Source organism: Coriobacteriaceae bacterium (assembly GCA_025992855.1).
In the GTDB taxonomy this organism is placed as follows: domain Bacteria; phylum Actinomycetota; class Coriobacteriia; order Coriobacteriales; family Coriobacteriaceae; genus Collinsella.
Window position 1 is genome coordinate 1,995,948 of sequence record DAJPGB010000001.1, and the last position, 13,329, is coordinate 2,009,276.

At 59.8% G+C, this 13,329-nt stretch carries 12 protein-coding genes and 2 tRNA genes; 1 reads left to right on the forward strand and 13 read right to left on the reverse strand.

Annotation, left to right across the window (positions count from 1 at the left end):
• Positions 1-49 precede the first annotated feature (49 nt).
• A tRNA-Glu gene (locus OIL88_08440) sits at positions 50-126 on the reverse strand.
• 17 nt (positions 127-143) lie between these two features.
• A tRNA-Gln gene (locus OIL88_08445) sits at positions 144-217 on the reverse strand.
• Positions 218-483: 266 nt separating this feature from the next.
• On the opposite strand from OIL88_08445, the gene OIL88_08450 reads away from it, so the two are divergent.
• Positions 484-894, forward strand: coding sequence for a hypothetical protein (locus OIL88_08450; protein ID HJI72387.1), 411 nt, complete (start codon positions 484-486; stop codon positions 892-894).
• A 72-nt stretch (positions 895-966) separates the two neighbouring features.
• On the opposite strand, the gene OIL88_08455 is transcribed toward OIL88_08450, so the two are convergent.
• The 11 genes from OIL88_08455 to OIL88_08505 all read right to left on the reverse strand — a co-directional run bounded on the left by OIL88_08455 (position 967) and on the right by OIL88_08505 (position 13,328).
• Positions 967-1,326: an arsenate reductase family protein gene (locus tag OIL88_08455; protein ID HJI72388.1), complete on the reverse strand. Its 360-nt coding sequence runs from the start codon at positions 1,324-1,326 to the stop codon at positions 967-969.
• Between the two features lie 92 nt (positions 1,327-1,418).
• Complete coding sequence (locus OIL88_08460; protein ID HJI72389.1) at positions 1,419-2,471, reverse strand: MupG family TIM beta-alpha barrel fold protein; 1,053 nt, start codon at positions 2,469-2,471, stop codon at positions 1,419-1,421.
• A 117-nt stretch (positions 2,472-2,588) separates the two neighbouring features.
• On the reverse strand, positions 2,589-4,019 hold the full coding sequence (locus OIL88_08465) for a PTS transporter subunit EIIC (protein ID HJI72390.1): 1,431 nt from the start codon (positions 4,017-4,019) through the stop codon (positions 2,589-2,591).
• Between the two features lie 57 nt (positions 4,020-4,076).
• Positions 4,077-5,000 (reverse strand): N-acetylmuramic acid 6-phosphate etherase, encoded by a 924-nt coding sequence (gene murQ / locus OIL88_08470; protein HJI72391.1) that lies wholly within the window; start codon positions 4,998-5,000, stop codon positions 4,077-4,079.
• Positions 5,001-5,010: 10 nt separating this feature from the next.
• Complete coding sequence (locus OIL88_08475; GenBank protein HJI72392.1) at positions 5,011-5,862, reverse strand: MurR/RpiR family transcriptional regulator; 852 nt, start codon at positions 5,860-5,862, stop codon at positions 5,011-5,013.
• Between the two features lie 204 nt (positions 5,863-6,066).
• On the reverse strand, positions 6,067-6,648 hold the full coding sequence (locus tag OIL88_08480; GenBank protein ID HJI72393.1) for a VanZ family protein: 582 nt from the start codon (positions 6,646-6,648) through the stop codon (positions 6,067-6,069).
• A gap of 105 nt (positions 6,649-6,753) precedes the next feature.
• Positions 6,754-7,359 (reverse strand): recombinase family protein, encoded by a 606-nt coding sequence (locus tag OIL88_08485; protein HJI72394.1) that lies wholly within the window; start codon positions 7,357-7,359, stop codon positions 6,754-6,756.
• Between the two features lie 177 nt (positions 7,360-7,536).
• Positions 7,537-9,672 (reverse strand): RNB domain-containing ribonuclease, encoded by a 2,136-nt coding sequence (locus tag OIL88_08490; GenBank protein HJI72395.1) that lies wholly within the window; start codon positions 9,670-9,672, stop codon positions 7,537-7,539.
• Positions 9,673-9,807: 135 nt separating this feature from the next.
• A complete protein-coding gene (ftsX, locus tag OIL88_08495) occupies positions 9,808-10,728 on the reverse strand; it encodes a permease-like cell division protein FtsX (protein HJI72396.1) in 921 nt (306 codons plus the stop codon).
• The gene (gene ftsE, locus OIL88_08500; GenBank protein HJI72397.1) at positions 10,715-11,935 is read right to left on the reverse strand and encodes a cell division ATP-binding protein FtsE; all 1,221 of its coding nucleotides are present in this window, start codon (positions 11,933-11,935) and stop codon (positions 10,715-10,717) included. Before ftsE ends, ftsX begins: the two co-directional genes overlap by 14 nt.
• A 451-nt stretch (positions 11,936-12,386) precedes the next feature.
• On the reverse strand, positions 12,387-13,328 hold the full coding sequence (locus OIL88_08505) for a transketolase family protein (protein ID HJI72398.1): 942 nt from the start codon (positions 13,326-13,328) through the stop codon (positions 12,387-12,389).
• Position 13,329 lies beyond the last annotated feature (1 nt).

Here is a 13,329-nt window from a genome sequence, read left to right on the forward strand (position 1 = left end):
GGTCAATACACAAAACCCGGGTCTCTTACGAGGCCCGGGCGTTCAATTTTGGTAGCCCGTACCAGATTCGAACTGGTGATCTCCGCCTTGAGAGGGCGGCGTCCTAAACCGCTAGACGAACGGGCCATATGTAGCAAATGCAATGGCTGGGATGGAGGGAGTCGAACCCCCATTGACGGAACCAGAATCCGCTGTCCTGCCATTAGACGACATCCCAATGACTGCATCGCTGCGCTCGGCTGTGCCTTTGCGCAAGAAAGAAATATACGGGAAGTCCCGCCGTGACGCAAGCCCTAATTTTGACTTTTTTGAAATTCAGTCAAATACGGCCAACACGTGAAGGACCTGTGAAGTCGACCGCTGCACACGAAGGGCAAAACGCCGCGAGCGGTAGCCGTCAACCGTTGGCAGATTCTACCGCGAAAACGATAGCACCAGGCAACACAATCGAAGTATCAATGATCACGTAGATATCGAGGCGCCATGGACGAAGAGCTTGATTACCTATGGGAGACCCTGGGCCTCGAGATCACTGCTGACCTTTGGCCCGAACGGGACAAAATCCATCCCACTCTGCGCCCCGCCATCACGGTGATGCAGGCAAAATACCGCCGTGCATCCTTTTTGATCATGCGGATGTCATGGCACGCGGGACTCCCCGACCTTAAGCGAATCCAGGCAAGCCTCGTCGAGCTGTCCGGTATGCCGACCGTCATATCCGAGGCACACCTGGAGCAGCGCCAACGCGAGCGACTGCAACAGCAGCGGATCCCCTTTATCTGCCCCGGCGTTCAGGCATATCTGCCCTTTATGGACGAGGAGTACTGGAGCGGCAAGCCCAACAAGCACGTAAAGGTCTACGATCCGCACGAATGGGCACAGCTCGAGGATTGAGCCGAGCGAGCCCGCCGATGGAAAACACGTCCCACCCTGAGCACTCAAAACGGGTCGCACTTTCCGCAGCCGCTACAGCAACGCCTCGACCCAAGCCGATTCCCTAAAGCCGGGAATCGCAAAGTCGTCGCCCACCAACAGCGGACGCTTAACCAGCATGCCGTCGGTCGCCAGCAGCTCGTAGCACTCCCGATCCGTCATGCCCGCATCTAGACGCGCCTTCAGGCCCAGCTCTCGATATTTCATGCCCGACGAATTAAAGAAGCGCCGCACCGGCAGCCCCGAACGAGCAATCCAGGTCGCAAGCTCATCAGCCGTGGGATTGTCCAAAACGATATCGCGGTCGATATACTCTACCCCGTGTTCGTCCAGCCATGCCTTGGCCTTCTTACAGGTCGAGCACTTGGGATATTCAACAAACAGTACGGTCATGGGAATCCTCCGAATATAGATCGGCCAACGCAGGCACACGCCACACGAGGCGCCTTCGCATGATGGGCCAATTGTAGCCCACGGGTCACACGCTAAACGAACCGTACCCCGAATCCGCGTTTGACGAACGGCAGCAGCTCCATTGCCTCGGGCGTGATATGACCCGCAACGTTCATGCGCTCGTCACCGGGAAGATCGACCCGCGCAATCTCAAGCTCGCCTTCGTAGCGCCCATAGCCGCTATTGCTCACAGCGATCGACCCCGTCTTTCGCGGCAGGCCGGCTCCGGCATCCGTCGGCACGGAATCCGGCTTAAGCTTCGTACGTGACTCCTGAGACCTAAAGATGAGGACACTCGAGTCGGGCCGGTCGTGATGAATCTGCCCGCGCACATAGGCATAACCGGGCTCAAGCTCGCATTGCAGGTCCACGTATCCGGCGGAAACTTGAGCAAACTGCGCCCAGCCCGCATCGGAAAGATCGGGGTCGCCGACCAACACAATGTCGCAATCGGCGCCATGTGCAAGCTCAAGCATATTGAGGGCAACCTTTGACGCGCGACCGCGCTGCGCCTCGACCGTCGGCAGTCCCTCGAATACCGGCCCGCGAACGTTGGCATCGCCCGGCACAAAAGCCATGATTTCGAATCCAAGCGCCGCAAGACGAAGATTCACTCGAGCAATGTCCTCCAGAGCTAAACCGGTATAAGGCTTGGGGTAAAAATTGTGGCAGGCGGCAAAACGAGTCACATCGGCACCGGCCTCACGCCACGATGCGATTTCATCAGAACTCACCGTCGATGCATTGACCACTATGCGAAATACACCGGACAGCTCCGCGACCCGCTGGGCGCTAAAGCCATAGTCCAAACGAAGGTATTCCAACCCCAGATCGCGCAGGTCCTCGATGCGCTCAAGCCCGAGCAAATCGCACGTGCGAGGCCCCACATCGGCAATGAGCGCAATGCCGCGGGCGGAAAGCAGCGACAGCACATGACGGACCTTATCGGCATACGCCGCTCCCCCATCCTCGGGAATATGCAGTGAGGTAAACGCATAGCGCGCACCCGCCGCGGCACCACGCTCAATCGTCCGCTCAATATCCTGCAAAGGGCTGGAAAGATAAATCGAAATACCCGTTTTCACGCTACAACGCTCCTTTAAAAAAGGCCGGCGGAGCAGTTAGCCCCGCCGGCACAACCATAGCATCAAGAAATCTGCCGCGCGCCGCGAACCCCGAGCAACACGGCTCGCGATATCAAACTACTCGCCAAAGAACTCATTGATCTTCTGCTCGTCGACGCCAAAGAACCACGTCAGGACAAAGCCGGCGGCATAGGCAAGCAGCATAGCGGCAACGTAGCCGAGCTGCTGGCCAGGAACGACGATCAGCAGGCCAAACAGACCGGAAACGCCCTGAGAAACCGTGCCGATGTGAAGCAGCGCCGCAAGCGCGCCGCCAAATCCGGCACCCAGGCAGGCCGTCACAAACGGACGAACGAGCGGCAGCGTAACGGCATACATCAGAGGCTCGCCCACACCGAGGATTCCAACGGGAATGGACTCTGCGACGTACTTCTTGAGCTTGGCGTTCTTGGTCTTAAAGTACAGCGCCAGACCGGCACCGACCTGACCGCCGCCAGCCATCATAAGGATGGGGAGCAGGTAATTGATGCCCTTGGTAGCGCCTTCGGGATCGTTGAGCATAGCGTGGATCGGCGTGAGCGCCTGATGCAGGCCGACGGAAACCAGCGGCAAGAAGCCTGCCGACAGGATATAGCCGCCCAGGACGCCCAGCTTCTCGAAGATAAAGGTCAAAACGCTAAAGATGGCAGTCGTCAGCCATGCGCCAACCGGCTGGATGACGAGCATCAGAGCAAAGGCGCCGATGATGAGCACCAGCAGCGGGGACAAGAACGTGTCGAGCGCGTTGGGCATAACCTTGCGAATCTGACGCTCCATCCAGGCAAAAAATGCGCCAGCGATAAGAGCCGCGATCATGCCGCCCGCTGCGGGGTTGTACTGCGCATTGGTGAGCGGCAGCAGAATGGCAGTGGCAGGATCGGCCGCGCCAGGCGCAAGCAGGGGCATGGCACTGTTGGCGATACACATCATGCCGGCGATGCCGCCCAGCGCAGCGGAGCCACCAAACTCACGTGCCGCGTTATAGCCCACCAAGATGGGCAGATAGGCAAACAGGGCCCAGCCCATGGAACGAATGCCCTGGTACCACCACTCGCCTGCAAGCGCGCCTGCCGTCGAGACGTTAATGACGTTGCAGATACCGTTAATGAGGCCAGCCGCAATGATGCCGGGAAGCAGGGCGACGAAGACATTGGAAATCTTCTTGAGGAAGGCCTGAACCGGCTTGGACTCGTACTTGGCCTTCTGCGCGGCCTTGTTTGTGGCCGCAGCGTCGACCACGCTCTCGTCGGCAACGCCTTTCGCAAGGCCGGTGAGCTTGGAGAACTCCTCGAGCACCTTATTCACCTTGCCCGGCCCCAGCACGATCTGCATCGTGTCGTCCTCGACCAGGCCCATCACGCCGTCGAGTGCCTTAATACCCTCCGTGTCGACGTTGCCCGTGTCTTTGACGGTCACGCGCAGGCGCGTCATGCACGCCGCGTTTGCCAGCACGTTGTCTTTACCGCCCAAAAGGTCCAGCAGCTTTTGAGCCAGCTCTTTGTTCGTCATAACTCCTCCTTGTATTGGGTATCTCGTCTGGATGTCATATCAGCTCACGCCGCGCACCTATTGGGCATCGGCATCGCTCTTCTCATGGCCACTCACCGCAGCACGGACACGGCCTCGCGCTCGCTCAAGAGCTACCGCAGCCTGCTCGGCATCGCAGTCCAGCAGTACCGAGACAATAGCGGTTTTTACGTGGCCGCCGGCATCTGCAAGCGCCTGAATAGCGCACTCGCGCGTGCAGCCGGTCGCCTCCATCACGATGTTCTGGCCGCGCACCACCAACTTCTCGTTCGTCTGCTGCACATCGACCATCAGGTTTTGGTATACCTTGCCGATCTTGACCATGGCACCGGTCGAAATCATGTTGAGAATGAGCTTTTGAACCGTTCCCGCTTTGAGCCTCGTTGAGCCGGTCAGCACCTCGGGACCGGGCACGGGTTCAATGGCAAGATCTGCGCTCTCCCCGATCTTTGACCCTTGGTTGCAGGCAATTGCAATGGTCTTGCACCCAGTTGCCTTGGCGTACACAAGGCCGCCCACCACATAGGGAGTACGGCCGCTTGCCGCCAGGCCAACGACAAGATCCTTGTCCGAGAGTCCACGCTCCCGCAGGTCGCTCGCGCCAAGTTCCTCGCTGTCTTCGGCACCTTCGACAGCCTTGATAAACGCCGTCTCGCCTCCGGCAATGAGCCCGACAATCAGATCGGGTGACACGCCAAACGTGGGCGGACACTCCGAAGCGTCGAGTACGCCCAGACGACCGCTGGTGCCTGCGCCCATGTAAAAGACGCGCCCGCCGCGCTCGAGTGCCTCAGCAGCCCAGTCGATTGCTGTGGCAACCTGGGGCAGCACTTTTGTGACCGACTGGACGGCACGAAGATCCTCATCATTCATCGTCGTGACGATTTGCAGCGATGTCATCGTATCGAGGTCCATAGACCTTTGATTACGCTGTTCGGTCGTGAATTTTGTTAAATCGAGCATTTCATTCACCTCATCTTTCCTGTTTCTCGATGTAGTTTTGCTTAATGGCATGCGTCGCCCGTTCGTAGTCGCTGGCAACGTAAGCAGCGTACAGGGCATCGACAACCATAAGCTGGGCCATACGCGAAGCCATGGCACCGCTGCGGACCAAGGGCTCACTCGCAGCGACGCCGAGCACGGCATCGGCCATGGTGGCAAGCTTGGATGATCCATCTACTTTGGTCACGGCCACAACGGGACAGTTGTGACGTTGGGCCTCGGCGGCGCAGTCCAGCACCTCTTGCGTCAAGCCCGAGTAGCTAAAGGCGATTGCCATATCGCCCTCATGCATGTTCTTGGCACACAAGAGCTGATCATGCCAGTCGTCGTACAGATGGCACTCTTTGTCGACACGCATGAGCTTTTGCGCCAGATCGTGCGCGACCAAACGAGAGGCACCGATACCGAACAGATTGACCGCGCGTGCCCGCTTAAGATAGGCCGCACATCGCTCCAAGACGGTGTAATCGAGCGTTCGCGCCGTCGCTTCGATCGTGCGCACGTTGCTTTTCATCACCTTCCCCACGATACGTTCGACGCTGTCATCCATGGAGATGTCCTCGAGGGCAACGTCTTTCTTGTCACCCAAGAGCGCCAGCTCGGCAATCAGTTCGCGCTGGAACTCCTTGTAGCCCGCAAAACCCAAGCGCTTGCAAAAGCGCAAAATGCTCGAGGGCGAGGAGAACGTGGCATCGGCAAGACCGCGGACGGACAGCCCGACCACCTCGTGCGGATGAGCGCTTACATATGCGATGACATTGCGTTCCGCCGGGCTCGCGCTGAGCTCACGCTCGCGAAGCCGCAAAAGCAATCCGTTTGCCATCTCAAACACCTCCGTTGAGAAGAATTAAAGACCAACGAATGATTCGTACCGGATACAAACAGCTTTTACGGTACATTGTGCCGCATCGTGGCGCACAAAGGGCGAGCGTTCTACCGCTCGCCCCTCAAATCCGACCGCTCGGAAATACGCGCGACACAAAATAATTCAACAAGGTCGCATGATCAGAAACGGGTTTGTTACCGGCTAGCGCCTCGCATGGGCGCCGATCGGCCGAGTCGCATAGCGCACCAACGCCGCTGCCAGCAATACCAACAGCATCGCGGTAACATAGCCCGCAGCATCGAATCCTAAATCGATAACGTCGAAATGCCTGCCGGGAACAAAGATCTTATGTACCTGATCGCCAACGGAGCAGACGGCGCAAAAGAGCAACACGGGCACGCAACGGGAGCATACGCTCCACGGACGCCTGGAAAAGCAAACCACGACCACCGAGGCGAACAATCCGACGAAGAAAAACTCTACGGTATGGGCAACGCGACGGACGTTCGCGCCCACCCACATGCGAATGGAAGCAAGTCGGCCAGACCGGACATTCGAAGCAGCCGAATCGGTGCCCCCGGTCATCCCGTTCTCGGTCTGAGCTTCACCCGTGGCATCGGCAGCCTGTACGCCCGTAGCCTGACCCTCCACCACACGCGCGGTGGACTCGCTCAGCAACGACGTCTGCACCGCGTTTTGCTCCGTCAGCACCCAGATGCCCGCCAGCGTTGCGACGAACAGAGCGATCGCGGTCCATCCGATTATTTGTTTTACGCGTGCCAAAGGCCAACCTCCGTTTTTTGAATATCAGCGAGTGTAGTCCAAAATGGCATCGTCACCGTATCAAAATTTGAATCGCAACAGGAAGCAACAAAGCGACGCAAACTCCTACCCCGCCTCGCGCATCCAGCGATCGAACGTCCCCACGCACACGCCCAGGCACTTTGCTGCCTGGCTGCGGGTAATATCGCCTGCCTCATAGCTATCGCGCACCAGCTCAAACTGAGGAGGGCACGGCTTGCGAGGTCGACCGAAACGAACCCCTCGCGCCCGCGCCGCTGCAATTCCCTCCGCCTGGCGCCGATGGATATTCTCGCGCTCCACCTGCGCCACGTAGCTCAGCAGTTGCAGCACAATATCGGCAATCAGGGTGTTGGTCACATCCGGCGTGCCGCTGGCCCTGGCGCGCGTGTCAAGCAATGGCATGTCCAACACCACAATGGCAACCCCGAGCTCCTTGGTAATGCGTCGCCATTCCTCAAGAATCTCGGAGTAATTACGACCAAGTCGGTCGATAGAAAGCACCACTAGCACGTCCCCGTCTCCCAGGACGTGCAGCAGCTCGCGATAACGCGGTCGATCGAAGTCCTTGCCGCTCGCATGGTCGGCATAAATATTCGCCGAGCCCACGCCATAGGCGCCCAGCGCATCCAGCTGCCGATTAAGATTCTGATCGCGCGAACTCACCCGCGCATAACCATACACCGTCGCCATCTCATCCCCGCTTTCTTGTAAACCTGCCAAAAAGGGACAGGTTTATTTTGGTAGGTTTTACCTCTCCAATAGCAGGCAAGCAGGCGGCCGAGCAGACGGCAAGATAGCCACGATTCAAATGCGAAGGGCGGTCCCGAAAGGCCGCTCTCCGCCCCCACACCATGAGTCGGAATTTGGCTAATGGATAAGCTTAAAGTCCAAGTGCCCGCGCGTGGTATTGACGCGTGAGACCTCGATGATCACACGCTGCCCCAGTTCATAGCGGGTCCCCGTGTCGACACCTGTGAGCGTGAGCGCGTCCTCGTCAAACTCGAACCACTCGTTGCCCAGGCTCTTGATCGAAACCAAGCCTTCGACCTGTGTCAGGTCCAAGCGTACGAACAGGCCCATACTGCTGACCCATGAGACCGTTCCGGCATAGCGCTCGCCCAGGCGATCCTCATAGTACTGGGCAATCTTAATCTTTTGCGTCGCATGGCTGGCGGCATCGGCCGCACGCTCCGCATCGCTGCACGCACGGCAAATCTGCGGCAGAATGCGCGGCAGCGACTCGCGACCTTTGCCGATGAGCCGCGGCGTGCGCACCAAGGCGTCCTTGCCGCCGAGCTGCTCATAGGCCAACTGCAGTTTGAGCACGCGGTGCACCACCAGATCGGGATAGCGACGGATGGGACTCGTAAAGTGACAGTAGCACGACGCGGCGAGCGCAAAGTGGCCCTCGTTGCGCGGCTTGTACAGCGCACGCTGCATGCTGCGCAGAAGCAGCGTGTTGACGAGCGGTGCGCTTGCCGTACCGGCGGCAGCATCAACTGCAGCCTGCAGCTCATCGGGACTCCCCAGGGCAATACCGGCAGCACGGCGATCGTCGATGATGCCCAGCTGCGCCAGCGCAACGGCGGCACCGTGCAGGCTATCGGGGCTCGGATCCTCATGCACGCGATAGCAGGCCTCGATATCACGGTCTGCCAGCCACTCTGCAACGCACTCGTTGGCGAGCAGCATGGCTTCCTCGATAAGCGACGTGGCACACGAACGCTCACGCGCCACAATCTGCACGGGTACTCCGTCCTCGTCCAATAGAGCGCGAATCTCGGCCGTGTCAAAATCGACTGAGCCGCGGACGCGACGAATACGACGGCGAAGTTCGGCGAGTTCGTTGGCGGCGACAAGGAAATCGCCGAGGTCGACGTTATAGCCGCGAGCAGTTTCCTCGCACGCAAGACCGCGCTCAAGCGCCTCCTCGCGCGAGGCCTCAGCAGCCGCAACATCCTCAGCGGCGCCTTCCAGCACCGAATACTCAACCGCGTCGGCACGCACCAGCAGCGCCTCGGCGCCGTCATAGTCCATACGCACACGCGAGCGAATCACGCTGGGGTAAGGATCGTAATGCCGCACGCGACCCTGCGCATCGAGCTCAATGTCAACGGTAAACGCAAGACGGTCCTCGTCAGGGCGAAGCGAGCATAGGTCATTAGACAGGCGCTCGGGCAGCATGGGAAGCACGCGATCGGCCAGATACACCGATGTCGTACGATGGCGAGCCTCAAGATCGATATGCCCGCCCCAAGCCACATAGTGAGAAACGTCAGCGATATGCACACCCAGCTTGTAGCCACCCTCGGGCGTGCGCTCAAGCGAAATGGCATCGTCAAAGTCGCGCGCGTCGACCGGGTCGATCGTGATGACAAAGCGGTCGCGCAGATCGCGGCGGAGCGGGTCCTTAAGCGCCGCGGACACATCGAGCGAAAGCCCCTCGGCCTCGTCCAGCGCGGCCTCGGGATAGCTATCGGTATAGCCGTAACGCGCCATCACGTATTGAACGCCCAAATCGGGCGCGTCATCTCCGCCAATGCGGCGTTCGATCGTCACGGTGCCCGATTCCAGGCGCGTCGGGTAGGTCAAAATGCGCGCGACAACGGCATCACCCGGGTGGACGCCCAGACGATCCGCCGAGGTATCCTCGGGCAGAATGAAGAAGTCGGCCTTCAGGCGCGAATCGAGCGGCTCGATCACACCGAGCGGACCAGCGGTCTGGTACGTACCCACCACGCTTATGGCTGCGCGCTCAACCACGCCTTCGATCACGGCGCGCCGCTCACCGTGCGGGCTGTTCTTAATGCTCACGGCAACGGTATCGCCATCCATGATCTCGCGCTTACCGCGGCCCATAACCTTGTAGTCGCCGCTCTCGGTTATGACATAGGCGCCATGCTCATGGAGCTGCACGCGCCCGGTCAGGCTCGGACGGCGTTCGCTGCGCACCGGCCCACGCTTATTGCGAGCACCGCGCTTATGCTTGTTATTGCGCCCCATGGCGCCTCCTTGCTATCGATGACGAACTCCAAAGAGTCTACCCAAATGATTCGCTTTCCTGCCGTCCCCTAGAGATCAAAAAACGGGCCGCCCCATAAGAGACGACCCGTTGGAAGGGATGAATTCCAGACATGCCTACACGCGCAGGTAGCGGCGCATGGCTATGGCAGAACCAAAGAGACCGATAATCACACCGACCAGAATCAGCGCAGCATAGGTCACCAGGTAGTACTGCATCGGCAGGGCAAACGACATCCAGCCGATGCTCTCCTGCAAACGCGGAATCATCAGATTGCGCAGCAGCTCCAGAACGCCGATGGAAAGCAGCGAGCCCAAAATGGCCTGCAGTACGCCCTCGGTGATAAACGGGCCGCGAATGAAGCCGTTGCTGGCGCCGACCAGACGCATAATCGCAATCTCACGACGACGCGCCGTGATGGACAGGCGAATCGTGTTGTTGATGAAGATGAATGCGATAAAGGTCAAAAGGCCAACGAGCACCACGGCGGCGATGCGGATGTAGTTGGTCACCTGGAACAGGCGGCTCACTTCCTCCTGGCCGTACAGCACGCTCGCGTTGACGTCGCCGTCATCCGCGATCTTCTGGAAGTCGGCGTTCTTCTTGAGCTTCTGGGCCGTGCTTTCGACCTTGGACGGATCGTCCATCTCAATTGCAAACGAAGCCGGCAGCGGGTTCTGGCCATCGAGCGCGCTCATGGTGGCGTCGGCGTTGCCCGACATCTTGCTCGTATACTCGGCCAGCGCGTCGTCCTTGTCCTTATAGGTCACGGACTTGACGTTATTCCACGTCTTAAGCTCGGCCTCAAAAGCCTGGACATCGGCCTGATCGGCGTCATCGCTAATGAACGCGTTGATGACAACCTGATCCTCGACGGTGCCGATCACGGAGTTCAGCATCGCGGAGCCCATGATGAACAGGCCGATGATAAACAGCGAAAGGAAGATCGTGATGACGGCGCCGAGCGAGGTAGTCCAGTTACGGAAGAAGTGACTGATTGCCTCTTTGAAGGAGTAGCCCACGTTAGTTGGTGCCATAGTTGCCGTAACCTCCCCTCTCCTGGTCGCGGATAACGTGGCCGCCCTCGAGGGCGATCACGCGACGGTGCATGCTATCGACCATCTCGCGGTCGTGCGTGGCGACGATCACGGTAGTGCCGGTGCGGTTAATACGCTCGAGCAGCTTCATGATGCCCAGCGAGATCGCCGGGTCGAGGTTACCCGTGGGCTCGTCGCAGATCAGCAGCGGCGGACGGTTGACCATAGCGCGGGCAACGGCCACGCGCTGTTGCTCGCCACCGGAAAGCTGATCGGGCAGCGAGTCCATCTGATCGGCCAGACCGACCAGACGCAGCACCTCGGGCACCTGGCTGCGGATGACGCCCTTGGGCTTGCCGATGCACTGCAGGGCAAACGCCACGTTTTCGTAGGCGGTCTTTTGCGGCAGGAGCTTAAAGTCCTGGAACACGGCACCAATCTGACGACGCAGGAATGGGACCTTGCGGTTCTTGATCTTCATGAGGTCCTGGCCGGCGACCAAAATACGACCGCTTGTGGGCTTGACGTCGCGGTTGAGCGTCGACAGCAGCGTGGTCTTGCCCGAGCCGGAGTGACCGACCAAAAAGACGAACTCGCCCGGATAGATCTCGATGTTAATGTCGTCGAGCGCGGGCTTGTTGGGCTGCGCCGGGTAGATCTTGGTGACGTGCTCCATAAGGATGACGGGCTCGACACCGGCCTGCTTGGCCATCTTCTTGCGGCTAGCCTGCGGATCGATGGGCGCAAACACCGACGTAAAATCGGGGTTGTTGAGCGCGTTATCGAGGCTTGCGACCTCGGCGGCCTGATCGCTCTCGACCACCGGGGCAACAGGCTGCGTGGGATCGGGAATAGCGGCAAAGAGACCGGACTGCGCAGGCTGAGGAACCGGCGTCGCAGGGGCCATGGGGTCGGGAATGCCGGCCATGGTAGGCTGCGGCGTGGCGGCGCCAGCCTGAGGCTGCTCCACGCGAGCGGTCACGGCCTGAACGGGCTCAAAACCCGCCGTGCCGGAAAGCGCGACATCGCTGGTGGGATTGTAGGCAAAGGGATCGGATGCCGGCTGTGCCTGATCTGCCGGCTGAGCGGGGGCCTGAGCAACAGGCCGGCCCTCTGAATCCGGAGTGGCGAAACGACTGCCCTGGACGCCCGTCTGCGTCTTGGGGGCATCATCGCCCGCACCGGAGGTACGGAAGTGGTTACCCACTGGTGCTCCTTATCGTCGTGCGTTTAAACTACATGAGCGCTTTACATTTTAGCAGCATTAGCTTTGCTGCACATAAGAAGCATGGCGGGCTTTGGGATCCCACCGGCCGGGCGCAGGGTTACCTCCCAAATCGTCCTCGCGCATGGCCGGCATTTGTCCTGCTCCTGCGGAGCTGCGGACAAACGCCGGCCTGCGCTGCGGAAAGATTTGGGAGGTAACCCTGCGCCCGGCCTGCGGCTACTATGGGACCGACGCACCAACTTGAAATGCTGCGCATACAAAGTTGGAAGGGTCTGAATTGCACTTTGTTGGGATGGGCCCGTTTCCCCATGGGACCTTTGCTTGGCAGGACTCTAATTTAAATTCAACAAAAACAGGGGCGCCCTCTTTGGGGATGCCCCTGTTCTGGCTTGGATGTGGTTGTTGAGACGATACTTTGCCTCGTCTTGCCTTATGCCAAGAACTCCTTGGTGGTCACCACGATGTTGGCGGCGTCCAGGCCGTACTTGTGCAGGAGCTCGGCACCCGGGCCAGACTCACCGAAGGTGTCGTTGACGCCGATCTTCTTGAGCGGCGTCGGGCACTGCTCGCACAGGACGTCGGCAACGGCGCTGCCCAGGCCACCGATCACAGAGTGCTCCTCGACGGTCACGACGTGGCCGGTCTTGGTGGCGCTCTTAACGATCAGGTCGGCATCGATGGGCTTGATGGTGTGCATGTTGATGACCTCGGCATCGATGCCCTCGGCAGCAAGCTGCTCGGCGGCCTCGAGAGCCTCGCCGACCATCAGACCACAGGCAATGATGGTAACGTCGGCGCCCTCGCGCATAACGATGCCGCGACCCAGCTCAAACTTGTAGGTCTCGGGGTCGTTGATAACCGGCGAGGCCAGACGGGCAAAGCGCATGTACACGGGACCGTCGCACTCGTAGGCGGCGCGCGTCACGGCGCGGGCCTCGACGTCGTCGGCAGGAACGATCACAGTCATGCCGGGGATGACGCGCATCAGGGCGATATCCTCGCAGCACTGGTGTGTGGCACCGTCCTCGCCCACCGAGATACCGGCGTGCGTGGCACCGATCTTAACGTTGAGGTGCGGGTAGCCGATGGAGTTACGGACCTGCTCAAAGGCGCGGCCGGCGGCGAACATGGCAAAGGTGCTCGCGAAGGCAACGCGACCGGTGGTTGCGATACCGGCGGCAACACCCATCAGGTTGCTCTCGGCGATACCCACATCGAAGAAACGATCAGGGCAGGCGGCCTTAAACTTACCGGTCTGCGTGGCGGCGGCCAGGTCGGCGTCGAGGACCACAAAGTCATCGTGCTCGTTGGCGAGCTCGACGAGGGCCTCGCCGTAGCTTACGCGCGTGGCGATTTTCTTGACGTCTGCCATC